At 68.4% G+C, this 23,717-nt stretch carries 19 protein-coding genes and 1 tRNA gene; 11 read left to right on the top strand and 9 right to left on the bottom strand.

The genetic code is table 11. The annotated features are described in order from the left end of the window. The first annotated feature begins 58 nt into the window (after nucleotides 1-58). Nucleotides 59-691 carry a peptide-methionine (S)-S-oxide reductase MsrA gene (msrA, locus tag ACFSNB_RS06090; protein WP_377315144.1) on the top strand — a complete coding sequence of 211 codons (633 nt, stop codon included), beginning with the start codon at nucleotides 59-61 and terminating at the stop codon, nucleotides 689-691. Nucleotides 692-872: 181 nt separating this feature from the next. After that, complete coding sequence (locus ACFSNB_RS06085; protein ID WP_377315143.1) at nucleotides 873-1,967, top strand: ParA family protein; 1,095 nt, start codon at nucleotides 873-875, stop codon at nucleotides 1,965-1,967. Between the two features lie 172 nt (nucleotides 1,968-2,139). On the opposite strand, the gene ACFSNB_RS06080 is transcribed toward ACFSNB_RS06085, so the two are convergent. Further along, nucleotides 2,140-3,207, bottom strand: coding sequence for a sulfate/molybdate ABC transporter ATP-binding protein (locus ACFSNB_RS06080; RefSeq protein ID WP_377315142.1), 1,068 nt, complete (start codon nucleotides 3,205-3,207; stop codon nucleotides 2,140-2,142). Between the two features lie 290 nt (nucleotides 3,208-3,497). Here ACFSNB_RS06080 and ACFSNB_RS06075 point away from each other — a divergent pair, with 290 nt between their 5' ends. From ACFSNB_RS06075 to ACFSNB_RS06065, 3 genes are all read left to right on the top strand, one after another. After that, nucleotides 3,498-3,965, top strand: a complete 468-nt coding sequence (locus tag ACFSNB_RS06075) for a RidA family protein (RefSeq protein ID WP_377315141.1) — start codon at nucleotides 3,498-3,500, stop codon at nucleotides 3,963-3,965. 302 nt (nucleotides 3,966-4,267) lie between these two features. After that, nucleotides 4,268-5,500 carry a 5-aminolevulinate synthase gene (gene hemA / locus ACFSNB_RS06070; protein WP_377315140.1) on the top strand — a complete coding sequence of 411 codons (1,233 nt, stop codon included), beginning with the start codon at nucleotides 4,268-4,270 and terminating at the stop codon, nucleotides 5,498-5,500. A gap of 151 nt (nucleotides 5,501-5,651) precedes the next feature. Further along, a complete protein-coding gene (locus tag ACFSNB_RS06065) occupies nucleotides 5,652-5,939 on the top strand; it encodes a GIY-YIG nuclease family protein (protein WP_377315139.1) in 288 nt (95 codons plus the stop codon). Nucleotides 5,940-6,307: 368 nt separating this feature from the next. Here the strand turns inward: ACFSNB_RS06065 and ACFSNB_RS06060 are convergent, their stop codons facing one another. Beyond that, complete coding sequence (locus ACFSNB_RS06060; RefSeq protein ID WP_377315138.1) at nucleotides 6,308-7,288, bottom strand: SDR family NAD(P)-dependent oxidoreductase; 981 nt, start codon at nucleotides 7,286-7,288, stop codon at nucleotides 6,308-6,310. Between the two features lie 243 nt (nucleotides 7,289-7,531). Between ACFSNB_RS06060 and ACFSNB_RS06055 the strand changes: the two genes are divergently transcribed. From ACFSNB_RS06055 to ACFSNB_RS06035, 5 genes are all read left to right on the top strand, one after another. Beyond that, the gene (locus ACFSNB_RS06055; protein ID WP_377315137.1) at nucleotides 7,532-10,354 is read left to right on the top strand and encodes a tetratricopeptide repeat protein; all 2,823 of its coding nucleotides are present in this window, start codon (nucleotides 7,532-7,534) and stop codon (nucleotides 10,352-10,354) included. 125 nt (nucleotides 10,355-10,479) lie between these two features. Then, nucleotides 10,480-11,097 (top strand): 30S ribosomal protein S4, encoded by a 618-nt coding sequence (gene rpsD, locus ACFSNB_RS06050; RefSeq protein WP_377315136.1) that lies wholly within the window; start codon nucleotides 10,480-10,482, stop codon nucleotides 11,095-11,097. A 68-nt stretch (nucleotides 11,098-11,165) separates the two neighbouring features. Then, nucleotides 11,166-11,240 (top strand) — tRNA-Gln (locus tag ACFSNB_RS06045). 315 nt (nucleotides 11,241-11,555) lie between these two features. Beyond that, nucleotides 11,556-11,795, top strand: coding sequence for a FitA-like ribbon-helix-helix domain-containing protein (locus ACFSNB_RS06040; protein WP_377315135.1), 240 nt, complete (start codon nucleotides 11,556-11,558; stop codon nucleotides 11,793-11,795). Then, nucleotides 11,792-12,226 carry a type II toxin-antitoxin system VapC family toxin gene (locus ACFSNB_RS06035; protein WP_377315134.1) on the top strand — a complete coding sequence of 145 codons (435 nt, stop codon included), beginning with the start codon at nucleotides 11,792-11,794 and terminating at the stop codon, nucleotides 12,224-12,226. The genes ACFSNB_RS06040 and ACFSNB_RS06035 overlap by 4 nt, the downstream gene beginning before the upstream one ends. Nucleotides 12,227-12,376: 150 nt before the next feature. Here ACFSNB_RS06035 and arfB read toward each other — a convergent pair whose 3' ends face one another. The 7 genes from arfB to ACFSNB_RS06000 form a co-directional block, all read right to left on the bottom strand. Next, nucleotides 12,377-12,796 (bottom strand): alternative ribosome rescue aminoacyl-tRNA hydrolase ArfB, encoded by a 420-nt coding sequence (gene arfB / locus ACFSNB_RS06030; protein WP_377315133.1) that lies wholly within the window; start codon nucleotides 12,794-12,796, stop codon nucleotides 12,377-12,379. Nucleotides 12,797-12,834: 38 nt separating this feature from the next. Next, nucleotides 12,835-14,757, bottom strand: a complete 1,923-nt coding sequence (locus tag ACFSNB_RS06025) for a PAS domain S-box protein (RefSeq protein ID WP_377315132.1) — start codon at nucleotides 14,755-14,757, stop codon at nucleotides 12,835-12,837. A gap of 188 nt (nucleotides 14,758-14,945) precedes the next feature. Further along, complete coding sequence (locus ACFSNB_RS06020) at nucleotides 14,946-16,148, bottom strand: pyridoxal phosphate-dependent aminotransferase (RefSeq protein WP_377315131.1); 1,203 nt, start codon at nucleotides 16,146-16,148, stop codon at nucleotides 14,946-14,948. A 264-nt stretch (nucleotides 16,149-16,412) separates the two neighbouring features. Further along, the gene (locus ACFSNB_RS06015) at nucleotides 16,413-18,395 is read right to left on the bottom strand and encodes an O-linked N-acetylglucosamine transferase, SPINDLY family protein (protein WP_377315130.1); all 1,983 of its coding nucleotides are present in this window, start codon (nucleotides 18,393-18,395) and stop codon (nucleotides 16,413-16,415) included. Beyond that, entirely contained in the window at nucleotides 18,392-19,165 is a 774-nt protein-coding gene (locus tag ACFSNB_RS06010) for a metallophosphoesterase family protein (RefSeq protein WP_377315129.1), read from the bottom strand. The genes ACFSNB_RS06015 and ACFSNB_RS06010 overlap by 4 nt, the downstream gene beginning before the upstream one ends. Continuing rightward, nucleotides 19,162-20,100 (bottom strand): lipid kinase MamU, encoded by a 939-nt coding sequence (gene mamU, locus ACFSNB_RS06005; RefSeq protein ID WP_377315128.1) that lies wholly within the window; start codon nucleotides 20,098-20,100, stop codon nucleotides 19,162-19,164. Before mamU ends, ACFSNB_RS06010 begins: the two co-directional genes overlap by 4 nt. Nucleotides 20,101-20,245: 145 nt before the next feature. Then, entirely contained in the window at nucleotides 20,246-21,787 is a 1,542-nt protein-coding gene (locus ACFSNB_RS06000; RefSeq protein WP_377315127.1) for a P-loop ATPase, Sll1717 family, read from the bottom strand. A gap of 239 nt (nucleotides 21,788-22,026) precedes the next feature. Between ACFSNB_RS06000 and ACFSNB_RS05995 the strand changes: the two genes are divergently transcribed. Continuing rightward, on the top strand, nucleotides 22,027-23,661 hold the full coding sequence (locus ACFSNB_RS05995; protein ID WP_377315126.1) for an acyl-CoA synthetase: 1,635 nt from the start codon (nucleotides 22,027-22,029) through the stop codon (nucleotides 23,659-23,661). Nucleotides 23,662-23,717: the final 56 nt, after the last annotated feature.

The raw sequence follows: 23,717 nt of genomic DNA, 5'->3' as shown, positions 1-23,717 counted from the left end.
GGGCCCCCACCCCATATGCAGGGAGTTCCCGTCGCCCGGCCGCAAGGAGACCCCCGCCATGCCCAATCCGTTCGATCCCCGTCTCGCGGTCACCGCCGACACCGCCCTGCCCGGCCGGGCCGAGGCGATGGTGGTGCCCGAGCGCCACGCCGTGCTCGGCACCCCGCTGCTGCCGCCCTTCCCCGCCGGCATCGAGACCGCCCTGTTCGCCCTCGGCTGCTTCTGGGGCGCCGAGCGGCTGTTCTGGACCGAGCCCGGCATCCATTCGACCTCGGTCGGCTATTGCGGCGGCTTCACCGCCAATCCGACCTATGACGAGGTCTGCTCCGGCCGCACCGGCCACGCCGAAACCGTGCTGGTGGCGTTCGACCCGGCCCGGATCGGCTATGAGCGGCTGCTGCGGCGGTTCTGGGAAGGCCACGACCCGACCCAGGGGATGCGCCAGGGCGCCGATGTCGGCAGCCAGTACCGCTCGATGATCCTGACCGACGGCCCGGCCCAGCAGCAAGCGGCGCGGGCCTCGCTCCAGCGTTATCAGGCCGCGCTCGACCGCGCCGGGCGGGGGCGGATCACCACCGAGATCGTCCCGGCCGGCCCGTTCTACTGGGCCGAGGCCGACCATCAGCAATATCTCGCCCACAATCCCGGCGGTTATTGCGGCCTGGGCGGCACCGGGGTCCGGCTGGACTGAACCGGGCGCGGGCGCCTTCGACGGTTGCGTGACGGCCGCTTCCATGCTTTCGTTTGGGGGTGAAGGCCGGCCTCGGGCAGCTCCCGGCGGCTTCCGGCAGACCAGGCTCGCTCTCGTTCGGGGGGATCAGGGAAATGCGCTGGCCATGCTCCGCCGTCGGCCGCCCGGGGAAGACCCGGCGATGACCAAGCCCTATGTCGTGGCGGTCTTCAACCAGAAGGGCGGCATTTCCAAGACCACCACCAGCACCAATCTCGCGGTGTGCCTGGCCGCCTACGGCAAGTCGGTGGTGGTGATCGACCTCGATTCCCAGGCGGATTCGACCAAGAGCCTGGGGGTGGATTCCAAGCTCCGCCAGGGCGTGTTCGACCTGTTCATCAACCGCATCCCGGTCGGCGAGGTGATCCAGCCCACCCCGTTCGAGGGGGTGCGGGTGATCCCCTCGACCTACAATCTGGCCGGAATCGAGCTGAAGCTGTCGGAATTGCAGAATTCCCAGCGTACCCTCAGCGCGATCCTGGCCACCGCCGAACTCGATTGCGACTATGTGGTGATCGACTGCCCGCCGGCGCTGGGGATCCTGCCGCTCAACGCCCTGGCCGCCGCCAACGCGGTGATCATCCCGGTCACCGCCACCCCCTACGCCAATGACGGGCTGCTGCGCACCCTGCCCTCGATCAAGTACGTCCAGGAGGGGCTCAACAAGGGGCTGCTGCTGCAAGGGGTGCTGTTCACCATCCACGACCGCGACAAGACGGCGCGGCGGATCGCCGACCTGATCCGCGCCCGGCTCGGCGGCACGGTCTATCGCAGCCAGATCCCGCGCGACACCATGGTGATCGAGGCCGCCACCGCCGCGCTGCCGGTGTGCATCTACGCCCCGCGCTCGGCCGCCGGGCTGGCCCATCTCGATTTCACCGCCGAATTCCTCCACCGCCACGCCACCACCGCCGCCAAGAGCGCCGAGATGCTGTCGCTGCCGGCCAGCCGCGAGGCGGCGCTCGACCGCCTGCTGGCGTGGCGCGACAAGGTCGCCGCCGCCGCCGCCCCCGCCGCGGGGGTGCGCGACCGCAAGGACCGGCTCGACCGCCTGCTCTATGGCGACCGCTCGCGCCTCGAACGCTGGCACCTCGCCTTGATCCATTTTTTCATCGACAACCGGCTCGGCCTGGCCCTGCTGGTGCTGGCGATGCTGGCCAGCGCGGCGATCCTGGTCGGAGCCGGATTGCAGGGGCTGCGCCATCTGTGGGACGGCGCCTCGATCGGCGCGTTCTGACCGCCCGGCCGACGAAAGAGAGGCCGCGCGGCAACCCGCGCGGCCCGAGGTCAGGGAGGAAACGTCCAGGAAAGACAGCAGCACACCGGCGAAACCGGCAACGCTTGCTGCACTGCAAAACCATAAGCCCGTCCGCTGTGCGGCGCAACATAAAAGCTCGGAACCGGGGCGATCAGTCCGGCTCGGCCGGCCAGGGGCCGCTGGCGCCGACGAACAGATGGACCCGGCGCAGGGCGAGCGCCACCGCCGCGCCGCGTCCGAGGCCGAGCGGCTCGAACCCGTCGCGCTCCGCCTCGGCGTCGAGCAGGGTGCCATCGGGCAGGCGCAGCTCGCAGCGGACCAGCGGCCCGACCCGGGCGATCTGCCCCAGCACCGCCCCGGCAGGCCGCCCCGGCCCGGGCGGGGCGATCCGCACGTCGCGCGGCCGGACGAAGGCGGTGGCGTCCCCGTCCGGCGCCTCGACCCGCAGCGCCACCCCGGCCACCACCACCCGGCCGGCGGCGACGCGACAGGGCAGCGCGGTGACATGGCCGAGGAAGCCATAGACGAACGGGCTGGCCGGGGTATCGTAGATCGCCGTCGGGCTGCCGGCCTGTTCGATCCGGCCCTGGTTCATCACCACCACCTCGTCGGCGACTTCCAGCGCCTCTTCCTGGTCGTGGGTGACGAACACCCCGGTCAGGCCCAGTTCGTCATGCAGCCGCCGCAGCCAGCGCCGCAATTCCTTGCGCACCTGGGCGTCGAGCGCGCCGAACGGCTCGTCGAGCAGCAGGAAGCGCGGCTCGACCGCCAGCGCGCGGGCCAGCGCCACCCGCTGGCGCTGACCGCCCGACAATTGGCTGGGATAGCGCCCGGCCAGCCCCGACAATTGGACCAGCTCGAGCAGGTCGGCGACCCGGCGGGCGATCTCGGCCTTGGCCGGCCGGTCGCGGCCGCGCCGCACCGTCAGGCCGAAGGCGACGTTGTCGGCGACGCTCATGTGGCGGAACAGGGCGTAATGCTGGAACACGAAGCCGATCCCCCGCTGCCGCGTCGGCAGATGGGTGGCCTCGGCCCCGTCGAGCCAGACGCTGCCCGCGTCGGGCGCCTCGAGCCCGGCCAGGATCCGCAGCAGGGTGGTCTTGCCCGAACCGGACGGGCCGAGCAGCGCCACCAGCCGACCCGGCTCGACCCGCAGCGACACCGCATCGAGGGCGCGGAAGGCGCCGAACCATTTGCTGACCGCACGAAGCTCGATCACCGGCTGATGTCCCGATCACAAGGGCGGAAGCCCCCAGGCTGCCCCGTTTCGACCGCGAGGGAAAGCCCCGATGTGGGCGCCGCCCACCCCCGCCAAGGGCCGGGGGCCCTTGGATCCCCTCGATGCTCCTTCGCGCCCCAACCAAAGGGTTCCAAGGGCCCTCGGCCCTTGGCGGGTGCGGGCAGCGCCCGCGCCTGCGATCACTCCACCAACCCAGCGCATCGATGGGGTGACAGCCGGCGGCATCGGGGCTAGGCTGGGTCTTTCCCCGTCAGACGGAGCCAGAAATCATGTCCGGACGCATCGACGCCCGCCTTGCCGAGCTGGGGCTGGTCCTGCCCACCCCGGCGGTCGCGGTGGCCAATTACCTGCCGTTCGTGGTCAGCGGCCCGCTGCTGTTCGTCTCCGGCCAGTTGCCGTTCGCCGACGGCAAGGTGGCGGTGACGGGACGGCTGGGCGAGAGCGTGTCGATCGAGGACGGCCAGCGCGCGGCGCGGCTGTGCGCGATCAACCTGCTGGCCCAGGCCCGGATCGCCGCCGGCGGCGATCTCGACCGCGTCACCCGGCTGGTGCGGCTGGGCGGCTTCGTCGCCTCGACCCCCGATTTCACCGGCCAGCCGCAGGTGCTGAACGGCGCTTCCGACCTGTTCGTCGCGGTGCTGGGCGAGGCCGGGCGCCATGCCCGCGCCGCGGTCGGCGTCGCCGCCCTACCGCTCGGCGCGGCGGTCGAGATCGAGGCGGTGTTCGAACTGGATTGACCGCGATCCCGCCCCCGCCCCCCTCCCCGGAGGGGTTGGCGGCGGAGCAACCGGGCGATCGGGCGGAAATCCGGGCCAAATTACCTCAAGTACACTTGCAACGCCCCTTTTCGATCCTCTAGGATCCCGGCCTGTCATCGATCCGCCACCCGCCAGGGCGGGGGGGACCGGACAGCGTTGCATGATCGGGAAACGCTCGCGCGCGTGCAGGGGCATGCGCCGCCCGTTGCGGGCAGGACCCAGGCTCGAACCGCCGGGAGACGGGGGGTATGCCGCTCCCGGCAGGTCGGAGGGAGGAAGGGATGGATTACGAGCAGTATTTTGGCAAGCGGATCGCGGACCTGAAGGCGGACGGTCGCTATCGCGTCTTCGCCGACCTCGAGCGCATCTGCGGCCGGTTCCCGGTGGCGCTCAACCACCGCGACGGCAAGACCCGCGAAGTGGTGGTGTGGTGTTCCAACGATTATCTCGGCATGGGCCAGCGCGCCGAGGTGCTCGCCGCCGCCCATGAGGCGATCGACCGCTGCGGCGCCGGCGCTGGCGGCACCCGCAACATCTCGGGCACCAACCACTACCATGTGCTGCTCGAGCAGGAACTGGCCGCGTTCAACGCCAAGGAAGCGGCGCTGCTGTTCACCTCGGGCTACGTCGCCAACCAGACCACCCTGTCGACCCTGGGCGCCACCCTGCCCGGCTGCATCATCTTCTCCGACGCCCTCAACCACAATTCGATGATCGAGGGCATCCGGCACGGCCGGTCGCACAAGCACATCTTCAAGCACAACGACCCGGCCGACCTCGACCGCCTGCTGGCGGCGGCGCCGAAGGATGCCCCCAAGGTGGTGGCGTTCGAGTCGGTCTATTCGATGGACGGCGACATCGCCCCGATCGCCGAGCTGTGCGACGTGGCCGAGAAGCACAACGCGATGACCTATCTCGACGAAGTCCATGCCGTCGGCATGTACGGCGCCGAGGGCTCGGGCGTGGCCGAGCGCGACGGGGTGCGCGACCGCATCACCATCATCCAGGGCACCCTGGCCAAGGCGATCGGCGTGGTCGGCGGCTACATCGCCGCCAGCCAGGCCTGCGTCGATTACATCCGCAGCTTCGGCCCCGGCTTCATCTTCTCCTCGTCGATGCCGCCGGCCACCGCCGCCGCCTGCCTCGCCTCGATCCGCTACCTGCGCCACCACCCCGAACTGCGGGTCAAGCACCAGGAGCGGGCCGCGACCTGCAAGCGTCGCCTGTCCGAGCGCGGCATTCCGGTGCTGCCGTCGGTCAGCCACATCGTCCCGGTGATGGTCGGCAATGCCAGCCTGTGCAAGCAGGCCAGCGACATGCTGCTCGACGAGTACGACATCTACGTCCAGCCGATCAATTACCCGACCGTCCCGGTCGGCACCGAGCGGCTGCGCATCACCCCGACCCCGCTGCATGACGACGCCCAGATGGATCATCTGGTCGAGTCGTTCTGCGCGGTGTGGGACCGGCTCGGCATTCCGAAGGCCGGCGAGCAGGCCAAGGCCGCCGAATAAACCCGGCGGACCGCGACGGAACGACGGCGGGGGAGCGATCCCCCGCCGTTTTTTTTCAGGGTCATCACGGCGGCGGGGGAAAGAGCCCTCTCACCCTTGCCGTCATGCGCGGACTTGATCCACGCATCCATGGGAGCCGCATGATCGGACGATGCCGGGCGGTTGGGTCTACATCATGACGAACAGGCCGAATGGGACGCTGTACATCGGCGTCACCAGCGATCTGGCGCGCCGTGTGTGGGAACACCGGGAGGGCGTGACCGATGGCTTCACCAAACGCTACGGCTTGAAGCGGCTGGTCTACTTCGAGAGGCACGAGGACATCCGCCTCGCCCTGCAACGAGAGAAGACCCTCAAGCACTGGTCCAGGGCGTGGAAGGTTGCGCTGATCCTGGCAGACAACCCGACCTGGGATGATTTCTACCCGCTTCTGGCATAGCCGTGGATGGCCGGGTCAAGTCCGGCCATGACGGGGGGGAATGGACTTTTCGCCAGCCGTCGAGGCGCTTTCAACGAGGAGTCATGGCCGGGCTTGACCCGGCCATCCACGCTGTCGGTGCACCCCCGCCCGGCTACACCTTGTGGTACTGCGTGAACCACTCGATGAATTTCGGCACGCCGACGCTGATCGGGGTGGTGGGGGCAAAGCCGACGGCGCCCGGCTGGCATAGCCGTGGATGGCCGGGTCAAGCCCGGCCATGACGGGAGGGGGAATGGACTTTTCGCCAGCAGTCGAGGCGCCTTCAAGGAGGAGTCATGGCCGGGCTTGACCCGGCCATCCACGCTGTCGGCGCGCCCCCCGCCCGGCTACACCTTGTGGTACTGCTTGAACCACTCGATGAATTTCGGCACGCCGACGCTGATCGGGGTGGTGGGGGCGAAGCCGACGTCGCGGCTGATCGCGTCGATGTCGGCGAAGGTTTCCTTGACGTCGCCCGGCTGCATCGGCTCGAACAGGATGGTGGCCTTGCGCCCGAGCGATTGCTCGACCAGCCCGATGAAATCCATCAGCTTTTCCGAGCGGTGATTGCCGATGTTGTAGACCCGGCAAGGCGGCGACACCCCGTCATCGGCCGGCGGATGGTCGAGCACGCCGACCACGCCCGAGACGATGTCGTCGATGAAGGTGAAGTCGCGCCGCATCTCGCCGTTGTTGAACACCCGGATCGGCTGGCCGGCCAGGATCGCGGTGGCGAACAGGTAGGCGGCCATGTCCGGCCGGCCCCACGGGCCGTAGACGGTGAAGAAGCGCAGCCCGGTCGAGGGGATGCGGTAGAGATGGGAATAGGAATGGCTGATCAGCTCGCCGGCGCGCTTGGTGGCGGCATAGAGCGAGATCGGCTGATCGACCCGGTCATCGACCGAGAAGGGCAGCTTGGTATTGGCGCCATAGACCGAGGACGAGCTGGCATAGACGAAATGGCGGCAGGCCGGCAGGCGGCGCGCCAGTTCGAGCATCACCAGATGCCCCTCGATGTTGGCGTGGGTGTAATCGTGCGGCGCGGTCAGCGAGTGACGCACCCCGGCCTGGGCGGCGAGGTTGATGATGGCATCGATGCCGGGATGGGCCCGCTCGACCTCGGCGATCGCGGCGCGGTCGGCGATGTCGGCGCGGACGAACCGGAAATTGGCATGGGCGGTCAGCTGGGCCAGCCGCGCCTCCTTCAGCGCCACGTCGTAATAGGCGTTGAGATTGTCGAGCCCGAGCACTTCGTCGCCCCGCGCGAGCAGGCGCAAACAGGTGTGATAGCCGATGAAGCCGGCGGCTCCGGTGACGAGCACGGTCATGCGTCAATTCCTTTCGTCGAAGGCGACCTGATATAGCCCGAGTGGCGGCGGAAATCATCCCTCTTCGGGCGCGCGGCAGCCCCCGGCCGAAATGCGCCAACGACCATGCCCGGGTGTCAGGCCCGTGGCGAGGGGGACCGGGACCGCCGGCGAGAAAACCTCCGCCCGCCCCGGCTTTCCGCTTGATTCGCTCCCGGCGGCGCGGTTTGCTGATCGGAGCACCGGCGGCGGACGGCGGGCGACATGACGGACGAGACCGGCCCCGAAACGGGCACAGACACGGACGTGACGCTGGCCGAGGCGATCGGCACCGAGGCCGAGCGGGCCGAGTTGGCCTGCCGCGAGGGCGACGAGGCCGGCGCGCTCGACGCCCTGGCCCGACTGGCGCGGCTGGCCCCCGACCGGATCGGCGCGGCGCTGGCGGCGGCGCGGCTGCATCGCCGCGCCGGACGGCTGCGGCTGGCGCTGTCTTTGTGCCTCGACCTGCTCGCCCGCCATCCCGACGACATCGAAATCCGCCAGGAAGTGGCGGAATGCCTCGATCTGGCCGGCTGCGACGAGGCCGCCCGCGACCTGCACCGCCGCCTGCTGCGCGAACAGCCGGAAAAGGCGGCAAGCTGGTGCGGCCTCGGCCGGCTGCTGCTGCGCGAAGGCCATCTCGCCGCCGCCGAGGCCTGTCTGCGCCGGGCGCTGGCGCTTGATCCGGCCGATCTGCCGGCGCTGGAGGGGGTGGGCCGGCTGCTCGGCCGGCTGGGCGAAGCCCGGATGGCGGGCGACCTGCTGCGCGACGCGCTGTGCGTCGCCGCCCGCCCGGCGCCAATCCAGACCGCCCTGGCCGGGGTGCTGCTGGCCGAGGGGCGCGCCGCCGAGGCGCTGGCCTGGCTCGACCGCGCCCTGGCTCACGATCCGGCCGAGGCCGAGGCCCGTGCCCTGCGCGCCGAGCTGCACCAGCGGGCCGGACGGCGCGACGCCGCCTGGGAAGACGCCGCCTGGGCCCGCCGCCTCGCGCCCCCGCCCCCACCGCCGTTCGACGCGGTGGAACCATGGCAGGGCGAGCCGGTCGAGGGGCTGACCCTGTGGCTGTACCCCGAGGGGTCGCCGGCTCGGACCCTGCGGCTGCTGCGGGTGCTGCCGGTGCTGGCCGAACAGGGCATCGCGGCGGTGCTGCCGCTGCCGCCGCCCCTGCGGCCGCTGCTGGGCGAACCGCCGGCCGGGGTGCGGTTCGAGGCGGATCCGGCCGCGACCGCCCTGCCCCCGGGGGCACGGGTCGCCGCCCTGCCCGATCTACCCCGGCTGCTCGGCCTTGACCCGTTGCCGCCGCCATTGCCCCTGACCCCGCCGCCGCGTCCCCAGCCGCCGCTGGCGCGGCCGTTCGGCACCCGTCTGGCGGTCGGACTGGCCTGGGGCGGCGACGACCCCGCCGCCGCGCCGCCGCCCGAGGCCTGGCTCGACCTCGCCCTGGTGGCGGGGGTGGCCCTGTTCGGGCTGGAGCCGGCGGTGGCCGGCATCACCGACCCGACCCTGATCGGCGACCTCGCCCAGGATTGCGCCGACGCCGCCGACCTCGCCGCGCGGCTGGCCCAGCTCGATCTGGTGATCGGCCCGCCGTCGCTGGCGAGCGAACTGGCCGCCACTCTCGGCCGCCCGGTGTGGCAGATCGTGCCGGCCGGGGCCGACCCCTGCTGGGGCGAGACGGGCGAGACCACCCCGCTTTATCCATCGATGCGGCTGTTCCGCGCCGAACCGGGCCTGCCCCCGCCGCTGGAACGGATCGCCGCCGCCCTGGCCGAGGCCGCCGCCGGACCGGCGGCGGAGACGGTGGGGCCCTCCGACCCGTTCGACCCCGACGCCACCCTCGCCACCGGCCGGCTGCTGGCCCAGGCCGGACGGCGGGCGGCGGCGGCGATCTGCTTCCGCCGCGCCCTGACCCGGCGCGCCGACCCGGCGATCGCGGCCGAACTGGCCGACACCCTGCGCGCCCTGGGCCGGCCCGAGGCGGCGGCCACGGTGCTGGAACCCGCGCTGGCGGCCGCGCCCGAATCGGCCCCCTGCCGCCAAGCCCTGGCCCTGGTCCGGCGCGACCAGGGCCGGCTTGACGACGCGCTCGCCCTGCTGGACGGGCTGGCCACCGACACCCCCGGCCGCAACCAGACGCTGGCGGAAACATTGCTGGCCGCCGGCCGGGTCGAGGAAGGCCTCGCCCGGTTCGGCCGCGACCGCCCGCTTCCGCCCGAGCCGCGCTGGGACGGCGGCCCGCCCGAAGGGCGCGGGCTGGTGGTGGTGGCCGACGGCGACGCGATCGAGACGGTGCTGCTGGCCCGCTATTTGCCGCTGGCGGCGGCGCGCGGCGGGCTGGTCACCCTGGTGGCCCCGGCCGAACTGGCCGGGCTGCTCGACGGGCTGGCCGGGCTCGAAGCGGTGCGCCCGCCCGGCCCGGCCGGCGCGGACGAGGCCGGGGCGCTGCACGCCCGCCTCAGCGACCTGCCCCGGCTGCTGGGCGGCCCGGACGGGGTGCTGGCGCCGCCGACCCTGCCCTACCTGCCGCCACCGCCGGCGGCACGGCGGCGGGACGGACGGTTGCGGGTCGGGCTGGCCTGGGGCGGCGTGCCGCGCCGGGCCGCCTGCCCGCTCGAACCGCTGCTGTGTCTGGCCGCCGAGCCGGCGGTGACCCTGGTGGCGCTGGCCGGCAACGGCCCCGCCGCCGCCGAACTGGCCGCCGCCGGGGCGACCCTGCTGGTCGAGACCGCCGGCCCGGCCGGCACCGCCGGCCTCGCCGCCCGGCTGGCCGAGGTCGATCTGGTGATCGGCGGCGACCGGCTGGAAACCCACCTCGCCGCGGCGATGGGGTTGCCGGTGTGGCTGATCCCGCCGGCGACGCCGAACTGGCGCTGGCCGTGGCGGCACGAGGACAGCCCGTGGTACCCCTCGGCCCGGCTGTTCCCGCGCCGGCCGGACGAGGGCTGGCGCGAGACGGTCGCGCGGATCGGCGCCGCGCTGCGGGTGGTGGCGTCGTCCTCGGCGCAAACGACGCGGTTTCGTTTGACATCGTCGCGCGGCCCCTTATAGTTCCCGGCCTCTCTCCCGAGAAAGCGGGCGGGCGCCCTGTCTGGCGTGCCCACCCTCCCCCGGCCGGGCCGGATCATGGGCTATCGGGACAATGCGATCCGAGTGAATCGGAGCAAAGGAAGAGTATGAGCAAGCGTATCGAAGCGAAATTCAAGATCAACCGCCGCCTGGGCGCCAACCTGTGGGGCCGGGGCAAGAGCCCGCTGGCGCGCGGCAAGGAAAACCCGCCCGGCCAGCACGGTCAGCGCCGCAAGAAGCCGTCCGACTTCGGCACCCAGCTGATGGCGAAGCAGAAGCTGAAGGGCTACTACGGCAACATCGGCGAGAAGCAGTTCCGTCGTCTTTATGACGAGGCGGTGCGCCGTCGTGGCGACACCTCGGAGAACCTGATCGGTCTGCTCGAGAGCCGGCTGGACGCGGCGGTCTATCGCCTGAAGTTCGCCCCCTCGCCGTTCGCCGCCCGTCAGCTGGTCAACCATGGCCACATCCGGGTCAACGGCAAGCGCGTCAACATCCCGAGCTATCAGCTGCGCGAAGGCGACGAGATCTCGGTCAAGACCAAGTCGAAGGACATGGCGCTGATCGTCGAGGCCGCCCAGTCGCCGGAACGCGACGTGCCGGATTACATGGAAGTCGATCACAAGGACATGAAGGGCAAGTTCGTCCGCGTGCCGAAGCTGGCCGACGTGCCCTATCCGGTTCAGATGGAACCGAATCTGGTGGTCGAATTCTACTCGCGTTAATCTGAGTGCCGACACCGTTGCCCCGCCGGGGCGACGGTGCTTGCGCGGGAGCCGGTCTCCCGCCCGGTTGGGGCGTCGCCAAGTGGTAAGGCAGCGGTTTTTGGTACCGCCATGCGGAGGTTCGAATCCTCCCGCCCCAGCCAACCTTATGATGAAATAAGATCAGGCACTCCCAGGATCCAGACGCTCACAGCGTCGTTATGGGCGTACCAGAATTCCCACGGCGTTCTGAAGATTAAGCCCCTCTGGCAACCAGCTGGAGTTTTAAGACGGCGGCGCCGATCCCGCTTCACCTTGATGACGATGCCCCTCACCCGGCGCTCTCGCGGCCAGATCATGGACCGGGCGGTATGACATGGGGGGCGATCCTGTGGCTACTGCGTTAGAAAAAAACGCATCCGTGCCGGATGGGTCGTGCCGTGCTATCATTGACAGCACTGCCGTCACGGAGAAACGCCATGCCCCGCAGTCTCAGCGTCCGTAACCTTGACGAGGATCTGATCTTCCGTCTGAAGCGCCGGGCCGCCCGGCATGGGCGCTCGACCGAGGCCGAGCACAGAGAAATCCTGAGACTGGCGCTCGAAAGTGAGGCTGAACCCACGTTCGACGACCTGGCCGCCCAGTTCAGGGCGATGACCGCCGGGCGCAAAGCCACGCCCGCCGAGGTGCTCCTGCGGGAAGGCCGGGACGAACGGTGAGTGGCCTCGTCATCGACGCCAGCATCGCCGTCAAGTGGGTCGTGGACGAGGACGGCACCCAGGAGGCGCTGTCGGTACGCAAACATGCGCTCGTGGCTCCCGACCTTTTGATCCCTGAATGCGCCAACATTCTATGGAAGAAGGTGCGGTTGGGGGAATTGACGGTCGATGAGGCCGCGTTCGCCGCCCGCCTGTTGGCCCGTGCCGACGTTGATTTGGCTCCGATGCGCTCCTTGATGGAAGAAGCCACCCGCATCGCCGTGAGCCTCGACCATCCCGCTTACGACTGCCTCTATCTCGCCTTGGCCGAATCCCGTGGAATGCCGTTCGCCACCGCCGACGAACGGCTGTTACGCAAGGTTCGGCTTGATCAAACCGGGCGCTTCTCCGCCCGCGTTATCGGGTTGGCAGAAGCAGCCGCATTGCGGTGACGGCTTCCGGTACGCTCGCCGCTGCGGCGGGGCTGCCGCCCCGCACCCTGCCTGGAGGCTGGCGCCTCCAGACCTCTCCCTTTTTTTTCAAAAACAAAGGGGGTTTGGGGCATCGCCCCAAGCGGGTTCGGGCGGCAGCCCGACGACAGGCTATTCCGGCCGTTGCGACCGCAGCCGCTTGGTGGCGGCGTGTTTGCTCTTGCTGTCAAGGCGGCGGGTCTGACTTCCCTTGGTCGGCTTGGTCGGGCGCCGCACCGGGGGCGGCGGGGCGGCGGCCTCGCGCAGCAGCGCCACCAGCCGGTCGAGCGCCTCGGCGCGGTTGCGCTCCTGGGTGCGATGGGCCTGGGCCACCAGCACCAGCACGCCGTCGCGGGTCAGCCGGCCGCCGGCCACCGCCGCCATCCGCTCCTTGACCCGGTCGGGCAGCGAGGGAGAATGGCGAACGTCGAAGCGCAATTGCACCGCCGTCGAGACCTTGTTGACGTTCTGCCCGCCCGGCCCCGAGGCGCGGACGAAGGTCTCCTCGACTTCCTTCTCGTCGATGGCGATGCGGTGGGTGATCTGGATCATGCCGCGTTATAGCGGGGAACGCCCGCGCCGATCAAAACCTAAACCGCCGCCGCCGCCGGCAGGGTGAAGGTGAAGGTCGAGCCCATCCCGACGGTCGAGGCGACCCGGAGGGTGCCGCCCATCCGTTCGACGCTCTTCTTGCAGATCGCCAGCCCGATGCCGGTGCCGCCGCCGTACTCCTGGCGGCCGTGCAGGCGCTGGAACATCCGGAAGATCCGGTCGAACTGGCTGTCGGGGATGCCGATGCCGTTGTCGGCGACCGACACCGCGATCATCTCACCCTCCGAGCGACAGGAAATCGAGATTCCCGGCTGGCGGTCGGGCGGACAATATTTGATCGCGTTGGCGATCAGGTTCTGCAACACCCGCAGGCAATCCTCGCCATCGGCCTCGGCGATCAGGTCGCCGCCGGCGACGAACAGTTCGGCGCCGGATTCCTCGATCGCCACCTTGAGGTTGCCGGAAGCGCGGGCGATCACCTCGGCCAGGGCGAAGCGGCGGGTATGGGGCGCGCCGCGGCCGACCCGGGAATATTCCAGCAGGTCGAGGATCAGCGCGTCCATCCGCCGCGCCCCATCGACGGCGTAGCCGAGATATTCCTTGAGATCGGGGGTGACGGCCGGCCCCAGCTTGCGCTCGATCATGCCGAGATAGGACGCCACCATCCGGAGCGGCTCGCGCAGATCATGGCTGGCGACATAGGCGAACTGTTCCAGTTCGGCGTTGCTCTCCAGCAGGCGCTGCTCGGCCGCCTTGCGGCCCGACAGGTCGCTGAACACGCCGACGAGATGGCTCATCCGCCCGTCCTCGCCGCGCACCAGACTGATCGTCATCCACACCGGAAACGACTTGCCGCCCTTGCGCCGGCACCACACCTCGCCGCGCCACAGGCCGGTGTCGCGGGTGGACTCGATCAGGTCGCGATAGAACCCGCCGTCATGGCGCCCGGACAGCAGCACGCGCGGGCTGCGGCCGATCACCTCGGCGGCGGCAAAGCCGGTGAGTTCGCTGAAGGCACGGTTGACCGAGACGATCCGCTCGGCCTCGTCGGCGATGACGATGCTCTCGCCACTGTTCTCGAACACGCTGGCGGCGAGGCGCAGATCCTCCTCGCCGCGTTTGCGGTCGGTGATGTTGATGTGGCTGATCACCGCCCCGCCGATTCCGCCCTCGACCGGGGCGACATTCATCAGGAACCAGCGGAACTCGGTCGGGGAATGGCAGGGATATTCGCAGGTGAAAGATTCGCGTTCGCCGCGCAGCACCGCGCGCAGCCCGTCGGCGGCGGCGGCGGCCGACGCCCCGGCGGCGACGCAGGAATCGAGGTAATCGACCCCGGTGCCGGTGCGGTCGGGCCGGCCGCCATTGTCGGCGGCAAAGCGTTTCCAGGCGGCGTTGGTCAGGCGGATGATGCCGGCGTGATCGACCACCGCGACCTGATGCGGCAGCGAATTGATGTAGACCTGAAGCCGGCGTTCGGCGGCGGTCAGCCGGGTGACGTCGACGAAGGTGACCACCGCCCCGGCCAGGGCGCGGTCGGCGCGGCGATAGGGATGGATCCGCACCATCATCACCCGCCCGTCGGCGGCGATCGAGGCTTCCTGCTCGACCGGCAGGCCGCCGGCCAGCACCGCGTAGAGATCGTCGTCGAAGGTAGGATAATCGAGGCAGAGCTTGAGGTCGAACACCCGGCGGCCGATATCGGCCTCGGTCAGGGCGATCGAGCGGGCCACCGCCGGGGTGAAGCGACGGATCCGCCCGGACAAATCAAGAAACAGGGTGCCGATATCGGTGGCGGCGATCAGATTGTCGAGATCGTCGTTGAGGCGGGTCAGCTCCTCGACCTTGACGGTCAGTTCCTCGTTGAGGTTCTGAAGTTGCTCGTTGGCGCTCCGCAGTTCCTCATTCAGGTTTTCCGCCAGTTCCTCTCTGGAGCTTTTTCCCTTGGCCAAGGACGGCATCGTCGATTCTTCTCTTTTCGACACCGGAACGGGAACCAACCCCTCGCCGGATTCAGGTTTTAATCTACGCCCGCCAATCAGAGGATGAAATATCCAAAAGATCTGGGGCGAGGTCTGGGGTATCAACACGCAAAAAGAGAGCGGGGACAGGCCCCGCTCTCACAAAAACACGCCTCGCGACGGTCGTTTTACTTCAGGCTGGCACAGAAACGTTCGATCCGCTCGCACGCCTTGGTCAGCGCCTCGGTCGAGGTGGCGTAAGAGATGCGGAAATAGGGTTCGAGACCGAACGCCGCGCCCTGGACCACCGCGACGCCCTCGGCTTCGAGCAAAGCGGCGACGAAATCGCCGTCGCTGGCGATCAGCTTGCCGGCCGGGGTCTTCTTGCCGATCACGCCCTCGCAGCAGGGATAGACGTAGAAGGCGCCCTCGGGGGTGCGGCAGGTCAGGCCGGGGCAGCGGTTGAGCAGCCCGACCACCAGATCGCGCCGGGCCTTGAAGATCTCGGCGTTCTTCGGGATGAAGTCCTGGGTGCCGTTGAGCGCCTCGACCGCGGCGGCCTGGCTGATCGACGAGGTGTGGCTGACCGACTGCGACTGGATGGTGTTGATCGCCTTGATCAACGGCTGCGGCCCGCCGGCATAGCCGACGCGCCAGCCGGTCATCGCATAGGCCTTCGACACCCCGTTCATGGTCAGGGTGCGGTCGAACAGGCCGGGCTCGACCTGGGCGATGGTGGTGAATTCGAACCCGTCATAGACGAGGTGCTCGTACATGTCGTCCGACATCACCCAGACGTGGGGATGACGCAGCAGCACGTCGGCCAGCGCCTTCAGCTCGGCGCGGGTGTAGGCGGCGCCGGTCGGATTGGACGGCGAGTTCAGCACCAGCCACTTGGTCTTGGGGGTGATCGCCCGCTCGAGGTCTTCCGGCTGGAGCTTGAAGCCATGCTCGGCGGTACAGGCGACGAACACCGGCACGCCGCCGAACATCAGGGCGATGTCGGGATAGCTGACCCAGTACGGCGCGGGGACGATCACCTCGTCGCCGGGATTGAGGGTGGCCATGAAGGCGTTGAAGATCACGCCCTTGCCACCGACGCCGACGGTGATCTGATCCGGGGTGTAATCGAGCCCGTTCTCGCGCTTGAACTTGGCGACGATCGCCTGACGCAGCTCGAGGGTGCCGGCCGGCGGGGTGTACTTGGTCTTGCCGGCTTCCATCGCGCGGGCGGCGGCGGCCTTGATGTGGGCGGGGGTGTCGAAATCGGGTTCGCCCGCGCCCAGGCCGATCACGTCACGGCCGGCGGCCTTCAACTCGGCGGCCTTCTGGGTGACCGCGATGGTCGGAGACGGCTTGATGGCGGACAGCCGGTCAGCGATGAACGACATGGAACAGCCTCGGATGATCAGGGGAAATGCGGCCGACGAAATTACCCGCCTCCCCGCCCGCAAGCAAGGGCGGCATGCCTGTGCTTCGCCAGACGCGGGCTCCGCCCGCACCCGCCAGGAGCCAGCGGCTCCTGGACCAGCCTCAATGGTCGGGAGCCCGATCAGCCTTCAGCTTGGGCTCTGGCGCCGGCCGCACACGACAAACCGAAGCAGGTCCAGGAGCCGCTGGCTCCTGGCGGGTGCGGGCAGAGCCCGCCTTTTACCTCATAAATCCAGATCGGCCGGCGCCTTGCCGGCGCGGTGGCGCTGCCAGATCTCGGCATAGGCGCGTTCGAGATCGCGGGCGAAGCGGGCCGGATCGAACGGCACCGCCCCGGGCAGCAGCGCCAGCAGCCGCGCCCGCAGTTCGGCACGGCGGGCGGGATCGCGGCCGAGAGCGATGGCAAGATCGCGCAGCCCGTCCGGCCCATCGGCGACCAGCTCGGGCAGGCCGACGGCACTCAGCAGCGAGGCGGCAACCCGGCTGGCGAGGCGGGGGCCGGCGCAGGTGACCAGCGGCACCCCGGTGCGCAGGGCGTCGGCGGCGGTGGTGTGGGCGCCGCAGACCAGGGCGTCGAGGAACAGATCGGCGGCGGGCAGGCGGGCGAGATGCTCGGCGCGGGGCAGGCGCGGCGCCCAGATCAGGCGGTCGCGGGCGATGCCGGCGGCCTCGGCCACCGTTTCCAGCCGCGCGCGGGCCGGGGCCGGCGGGGCCAGTTGCCACAGCACCGCCCCGGGCAGCGCGGCAAGGATCTCCAGCCACAGCGCGAAGCTGGCGCGGTCGAGCTTGCGGTGACCATTGAACGACCCCAGCACCAGGGCGTCGTCGGGCAGGCCGAGGGCGGCGCGCGGCGGCGGCGGCACGGGCGGAGCCCAGGCCTGATTGATCTGGTAGCCGTGCGGCAGGCGGATCAGCGCCTCGGCGAAATGGTCGCGCTGGCCGGGCGGCACCAGCACCGGATCGACGATGGTGTAATCGATCCACGGTGCCGCCGGGCTGGCGGCGAGGCCGAGCCAGGCCAGTTGCAGCGGCGCCGGACGATGGGCGGCGATGCCGGGGCGGGCATGGCGGGTGAACACCGACAGATCGACCAGCAGATCGATCCCGGCCGCCACCAGCCGCTCGGCGGCGGCGCGGTCGCCGATGCCGCGCAGGTCGAGGAAGGCGTCGCTGTCGGCGGCGATCCGCTCGCGCCAACCCGAACCGTCGTCCGGCCCGACCGAGGCCACCACCACCCGCACCCGGGCGCGGTCATGGGCGCGGAACAGGTCGCCGGCCAGATGCATCGTCGCGTGCTCGCGGATGTCGGGCGACAGATAGGCCACCGTCAGCGGCGCCCCCGGCGGCGGGGCCGGGCGGGAGCGGTCGGTCAGCGGACGCGGCAAGGCGGGGACGCGGAAGGCGGCCTCGGCGGCGGCGATCCGCCGCATCTCCGCCCCCGAGAACGGGAAGAACAGCGCCTCCTGCACCGGCAGCACCAGCACGCCGGGGCGGGCCTGGGCGAGATCGCGCCGCAGCTCGGCCAGCACCGCCGCCTCGCCGTCCCAGTCGGCGCTTTCGCGGCAGGCGCGCAGCAGGTGGCCCCGGGCCTGGACCAGCCCGGGATCAAGCGCCAGGGCGGCGCGCAGCCGCTCGACCGCCTCGGCCTGACGCCCCAGCCGCAACAACGCCTGCCCGAGCAAGGCGTGCAGGTCGGCGCGGCGGGGATGGCGGGCGATCCCGGCGGTCAGCACCTCGGCCGCCGCCTCGGCGTCGCCGCCCAGCAGCAACTGGCCGAGATTGACCGGGCCGCCGGGATGGGCCGGCGCCACCCGGATCAGGGCGCGGTAGGCCTCGGCCGCCTCGGCGGCGCGGTCGAGCCCGCGCAGGGCGTTGCCGAGCGCCAGCAGCGCCTCGGGGTCGCCGCGCCCGGCCAGCGGTTGGAGCAGCGCCACCGCCTCCTCGGCGCGGTCGAGCAGCATCAGCCCGCGCGCCTTGCTGAAGCTGGCGGCGGGATGGCCGGGCGCGGCGGCGAGGATGCGGTCGAGATGGCGCAGCGCCGGAGCCGGCTGGCCGGCGGTCAGCAGCATCAAGGCGAGGTTGTAGCGGGGCGGGATCGCCTGGGGCAGCGCCGCCACCACCTTTTCCAGCGCCGCCAGCGCCGGCTTGACCTTGCCGGCCTGGGCCAGGGCGACGGCGCGGGCCATCTCGCGCTCGGGATCGATCATCCGCCCCTCCCCCAGATGTCGCCCTGCTTGCGGAAACGCTGCGGCCGGTGCGAGCGGAAGCGTTCGCCGCTCCATTCCCGCACCGTCACCTCGATCTGGCGGGATTCGAGCCGGATCAGGCAATAGCCGTTGGGCTCGCCCCGCTGCCGGGTCGAGCAGGCGGTGCCGGCCTGGACCAGCACCAGCGCCCCCGCCGCCCCGGCCCCGACCAGCTCGACCCGGGCGCGGTGGGCGTGGCCGGTCAGCACCAGATCGATGCCGTGGCCGAGCAGCACCTCGAACGGATGGCCGCCGCCGGCATCGGCGGGGGGATGATGCAGCACCACCAGCCGCGCCGCCTCGGCCGGCGCCCCGGCCAGCAGGGTTTCCAGCCGGTCGAGATGGGCGTCGGTCAGCGCCCCCGATTTCCAGCGCAGCGGCCGGGTGCTGTCGAGCCCGACCGCGACCAGATCCGCCCCCCGCCAGGCCGAGGGGAAATCGCGGTGCGGCAGCAGGCGGCGGAACTTGGCGCGCGGCCGCAGCAGCCGGTCGAACGGGCGGTAGAGCGGCGCGATGTCGTGATTGCCCGGCACCACCACCAGCGGCGCGGCGATGCGGTCGAGGAAGGCGCGGGCCTCGGCGAACTGGCGCGAGCGGGCGCGCTGGGTCAGGTCGCCCGAGATCGCCACCAGATCGGGCGCCTGCTGGGCGAGATCGGCCAGCAGCGCGGCGGCCAGCGCCGGATCGGCCCGGCCGAAATGCAGATCGGACAGATGGGCGATCAGACTCATCCCCGCCCGCCCCCGGCCGGATTGCGCCCGGCCGGCATCAGCACCCTGAGCGCGCGGGGGCGGACCCGCAGCCGCAACGGCGCCGCCAGCACCGCCACCTCGCCGTCGAGCGACACCAGCGCCCGCCGCGCCGGCGGATCGATCCGCAGCTCGCGGGCGGGAAAGCGGCGCAGACGCGGGCTGGTCCGCCAGCGCCCGCACAGGGTCTCGACCGCCAGGGCCAGCAGCGCCAGCCGGCCGGGGCAATCGGCCACCAGCACCTCAAGCCGGCCACCGGCGAGACTGTCGCGCGACAAGGGCGGGGTCTCCTCGCGCCAGGCATTGTTGCTGACCACCAGCAGCGGGGTGGCGACGGTGCGCGGCGCGGCGGCGTCGAGCCGCAGGGTCAGGGTCATCGGCGCCCAGCGCAGCAGCCCGCGCAGCAGCGCCAGCGCCATCGCCGGGGCCTTGCGCCAGCCCCGGCGCTGGAGATGGTCGCGCCGCCGCACCACCCAGGGATGGAGCCCGAGCGCGGCCCAGATCGCGAACGGCCGGCCGTTGAGTTCGGCCAGATCGATCTCCGCCGGCCGGGCGGTGGCCACCGCCGCCGCCGCCGCCACCGGGTCGAGCGGCAGACCGATGTCGCGGGCGAACAGGTTGAGGGTGCCGAGCGGCAGGATGCCGAGCGGCCGGTCGCGGCCGAGGCCGTGATCGACCGCCGCAAGGATGGTGCCGTCGCCGCCGCCGACCACCACCGCGTCGAGATCGGCGCGCCCGGCCTGGGCGGCGAGGCAGGAAGGCAGCTCGCGCCGGCCGACCACCCACAGATCGACCCGGTGCCCGGCCGCCTCGAACGCGGCGCGGATCGCCGCGACGGTGGCGGCGAGGCGATGGCGGCGGAACCCGCCGGCGGAACGGTTGATGACCAGGGCGATCTGCATCTCGGCAGACAGCATCCGGCCCGGGGCGCCGCTGTCAAGCCTCGTCGTCAAACCGCGCCCAAGCGCATCTTTAAATGACGCACCTCCGCTTCAGAAACACCTCCTCTGACACAGTCAACCTATCAAACATTTTTAAATATAGAAAGTGAAAGACATAAAATCAGCCGCCACCATGAACTAATGATAAGTGCTTCCAAAGCGACTTATGCACAGCCATTCTTTCAGAATCATTGATTTCTGTATTTCCTCTAAAAATCCACCGATTTCTAAACTGAAGAGGCTTTCCACTCTTATTTTTTTTCACGCAAAAATCATTCCCGACAACCCCAATTCGATAAAGATCAGACAAAATCTTTGATAACGGGTGAGAGCTAAACAGCTCCTGAATAGCAGGATCCTGACTATATCTAATCCTAATTCTCTCTAATAGATCTTCTTTGTAAAAGTGAGTGTTGAAACCCAAAAAAAATCGCTGCAATGCAGATATTTCAATTGAGCTATATATTGCTAAAAGCTCTTCAGTCACTTCAAGCCAAGTTTGTTTTGAATATTCAATCGAGGTTTTTTCAAAATGATCGCTTGTAAAGCTTAAATCTTCACTCCTAAATTCACGAGCAACTCGAAGCAGCCTCACGATATCTCTTGGTCTATAATAGGATGAATTGAGGATATATTTATAGTACGGCTGTCCGCTTATTTTATCTGGAAAAAATGTTTTCCAGACATCAACCTCTGAAACGCCGGAAGACGCTGATATTTTTTTTGCTATAAGCCTAAGGAGGGGGTGATTGGATGAATCAGTTCCATCTGACCAATCAATTCTAACACCATAATCATCAACATCGCGGCCTATTTCATGCCCAAGCTCAAGAATGGAGTGAAGAACCTCAGTTCTAAGCGATGAAACAATGAAGATTTTTCTTCCACTCTCAGAAGATTCTGCATTTATAAATGATGTCGCATAAACAAGGTCTCTTATTATCCTTCTATCTCTGTCAAATTGTTCCGATGTCTGGTGAAACAGCTCAAGCTCATCAAAAAATAAATATATATTTTTTGGCAAATCAATTTTATTTAGCAACTCTCCACAAGTTCTGTTCACATCAGAAATTAGTACATTGCGTCCGTCGCCAGATCCGGCAATATCAACACCAAGCTCACCAACTATTCCAGCTGCCTCAGCCGTAACTTTAATATGGCTCGACTTAATCCTTGACAGAAGAGATCCGATCGATGAAGAAACAGATCCTTCTTCCACTCCTGTTATTTTATAAAGTTTTTTTGATTCAATCGATTTATTCCCATCTTTTTTTAGAAGCGCCGATATACGCTGATAAATCATCCACTTCCATGCTTCTTTAAAATCTTGGATGAAAACTGGAGAATCTCCGGTGTGCACGACTTCAAAGCCTGAACTCTTGGATAGATTAATCCTATCTTCTTCGGATATGTGAGACTTAAAAAGAATAATTTCAGAAATACAACCCCTTCCTATGCACATATCATTTATATACCTAAGCAGAGCTGTTTTCCCAGTACCCTTCAATCCAAGAATTATATATTTTCTACCAGAAGTAATATCATCTACAGATATCCTTTCTGGTATCAAAAAGGTTTCAAAAAAAACCCTCTCTCCCGAACGATTTTGTTTTAAAATTTCGTTTTTTGCATCAACGTCGCCGAAATTAATATCCCTTAGCATACAAAACCCTCCATATTTTAGGGTCAAAAAGGATGAACAGCATTGCCGTTCTCGCATCAGATCGCACCCATTTAATGATAATCCACAGACGACATAGATGGGGAACGACACCCAATCATATTAGCACGCGATGAATTGTTACAGAAACAAAGATTGAAAAACCTGGGGACCGCCTGCAAGCTAAGGCACAAGGGGGGGGCGATGACAGCCGCCCAATGATCGAACGGGGGATGTCCGGAATGTCAAGCCGCAATCCTTATGACGCCGATCTCGCCAAAAATCCCGCCAATTACGTTCCTCTTTCCCCTCTGGGTTTTCTTGAGCGCGCCGCCTCGGTCCATCCCGACCGGGTCGGGGTGATCCACGGCGACCGCCGCATCACCTGGGCGGAAAGCTACCGGCGCTGCCGCCGGCTGGCCTCGGCGCTGGCCCGCCACGGGGTCGGGCCGGGCGACACGGTGGCGGTGATGGCCCCCAACATTCCGGCGGCGTTCGAGGCCACCTTCGGCGTGCCGATGGTCGGCGCGGTGCTGTGCGCCCTCAACATCCGGCTCGACGCCGAGGCGATCGCCTTCATGCTGGAGCATGGCGAGGCCAAGGTGCTGCTGTGCGACCGCGAATTTTCGCCGGTGATCGCCAAGGCGCTGGCCGGGCTGGCCCGGCGGCCGCTGGTGATCGACATCGACGACGGCGAGGCGCAGGGCGGCGGCCCGATCGGGACGATGGAATACGAGGATTTCCTCGCCCTCGGCGACCCCGATTACGTCTGGCGCTGGCCCGAGGACGAGTGGGAGGCGATCGCCCTCAACTACACCTCGGGCACCACCGGCAACCCCAAGGGGGTGGTCTATCACCATCGCGGCGCCTATCTCAACGCGATCGGCAACGCGGTGACCTGCGGCATCGCCGGCCATCCGGTCTATCTGTGGACCCTGCCGATGTTCCATTGCAACGGCTGGTGCTTCCCCTGGACCATCACCGCGCTGGCCGGCACCCATGTCTGCCTGCGCCGGGTCGAGGGACGGGCGATGTTCGCGGCGATCGCCGAACACGGCGTCACCCACATGTGCGGCGCGCCGATCGTGATGGGGCTGCTGATCAACACCCCCGAGGCCGACCGCCGCCCCCTGCCCCACCCGGTCAATTTCCTCACCGCCGCCGCGCCGCCGCCGGCGGCGGTGATCGAGCGGCTGGAGCGCCAGGGCTTCCGCATCACCCACGTCTACGGCCTGACCGAGGTCTATGGCCCGGTCACCGTCTGCGCCTGGCACGAGGAATGGGACGCGCTGCCGATCGAGGAGCGGGCCCGGCTGAAGGCGCGCCAGGGGGTGCGCTACCTGACCGAGGAGGCGGTGATGGTGGCCGACCCGCTCAGCCTCGAACCGGTGCCGAAGGACGGCGCCACCCTGGGCGAGGTGTTCTTCCGTGGCAACGTGGTGATGAAGGGCTACCTCAAGAACCCCGCCGCCACCGCCGAGGCCTTTGCCGGCGGCTGGTTCCATACCGGCGATCTCGGGGTGTGGCATCCCGACGGCTATCTCGAACTGCGCGACCGCTCGAAGGACATCATCATCTCGGGCGGCGAGAACATCTCGACCATCGAGGTCGAGGGGGTGCTGTACCAGCATCCGGCGGTGGCCGAGGCGGCGGTGGTCGCTCGCCCCGACGAGAAATGGGGCGAGACCCCCTGCGCCTTCATCGGCCTCAAGGACGGCGCCAACGCCACCGCCGAGGAGATCATGGCCTTCGCCCGCACCCGGCTGGCCCATTACAAATGCCCGCGCACCGTGGTGTTCACCCCCCTGCCGAAAACCTCGACCGGCAAGGTGCAGAAATACGTCCTGCGCGAGATGGCGCGCCGGCTCGGGGCCTGAACCGGCCCCGCTCCGCCCACGGGTTGAGGGGGCCTCGCCCCCTCTTCCCCTCCTGG

The sequence above is a fragment of the Phaeospirillum tilakii genome (assembly GCF_042683125.1).
Lineage (GTDB): Bacteria > Pseudomonadota > Alphaproteobacteria > Rhodospirillales > Magnetospirillaceae > Phaeospirillum > Phaeospirillum tilakii.
The sequence above is the reverse complement of the archived record's forward strand: the minus strand, read 5'-3'. Positions and strand labels throughout refer to the sequence as shown.

Bases quoted from the DNA above. Each gene is read 5' to 3' on its own strand.
- msrA (WP_377315144.1), top strand. From the start codon at position 59: ATGCCCAATCCGTTCGATCCCCGTCTCGCGGTCACCGCCGACACCGCC.
- ACFSNB_RS06085 (WP_377315143.1), top strand. From the start codon at position 873: ATGACCAAGCCCTATGTCGTGGCGGTCTTCAACCAGAAGGGCGGCATT.
- ACFSNB_RS06075 (WP_377315141.1), top strand. From the start codon at position 3,498: ATGTCCGGACGCATCGACGCCCGCCTTGCCGAGCTGGGGCTGGTCCTG.
- hemA (WP_377315140.1), top strand. From the start codon at position 4,268: ATGGATTACGAGCAGTATTTTGGCAAGCGGATCGCGGACCTGAAGGCG.
- ACFSNB_RS06065 (WP_377315139.1), top strand. From the start codon at position 5,652: ATGCCGGGCGGTTGGGTCTACATCATGACGAACAGGCCGAATGGGACG.
- ACFSNB_RS06060 (WP_377315138.1), bottom strand. From the start codon at position 7,288: ATGACCGTGCTCGTCACCGGAGCCGCCGGCTTCATCGGCTATCACACC.
- ACFSNB_RS06055 (WP_377315137.1), top strand. From the start codon at position 7,532: ATGACGGACGAGACCGGCCCCGAAACGGGCACAGACACGGACGTGACG.
- rpsD (WP_377315136.1), top strand. From the start codon at position 10,480: ATGAGCAAGCGTATCGAAGCGAAATTCAAGATCAACCGCCGCCTGGGC.
- ACFSNB_RS06040 (WP_377315135.1), top strand. From the start codon at position 11,556: ATGCCCCGCAGTCTCAGCGTCCGTAACCTTGACGAGGATCTGATCTTC.
- arfB (WP_377315133.1), bottom strand. From the start codon at position 12,796: ATGATCCAGATCACCCACCGCATCGCCATCGACGAGAAGGAAGTCGAG.
- ACFSNB_RS06025 (WP_377315132.1), bottom strand. From the start codon at position 14,757: ATGCCGTCCTTGGCCAAGGGAAAAAGCTCCAGAGAGGAACTGGCGGAA.
- ACFSNB_RS06020 (WP_377315131.1), bottom strand. From the start codon at position 16,148: ATGTCGTTCATCGCTGACCGGCTGTCCGCCATCAAGCCGTCTCCGACC.
- ACFSNB_RS06015 (WP_377315130.1), bottom strand. From the start codon at position 18,395: ATGATCGATCCCGAGCGCGAGATGGCCCGCGCCGTCGCCCTGGCCCAG.
- ACFSNB_RS06010 (WP_377315129.1), bottom strand. From the start codon at position 19,165: ATGAGTCTGATCGCCCATCTGTCCGATCTGCATTTCGGCCGGGCCGAT.
- mamU (WP_377315128.1), bottom strand. From the start codon at position 20,100: ATGCTGTCTGCCGAGATGCAGATCGCCCTGGTCATCAACCGTTCCGCC.
- ACFSNB_RS06000 (WP_377315127.1), bottom strand. From the start codon at position 21,787: ATGCTAAGGGATATTAATTTCGGCGACGTTGATGCAAAAAACGAAATT.
- ACFSNB_RS05995 (WP_377315126.1), top strand. From the start codon at position 22,027: ATGTCAAGCCGCAATCCTTATGACGCCGATCTCGCCAAAAATCCCGCC.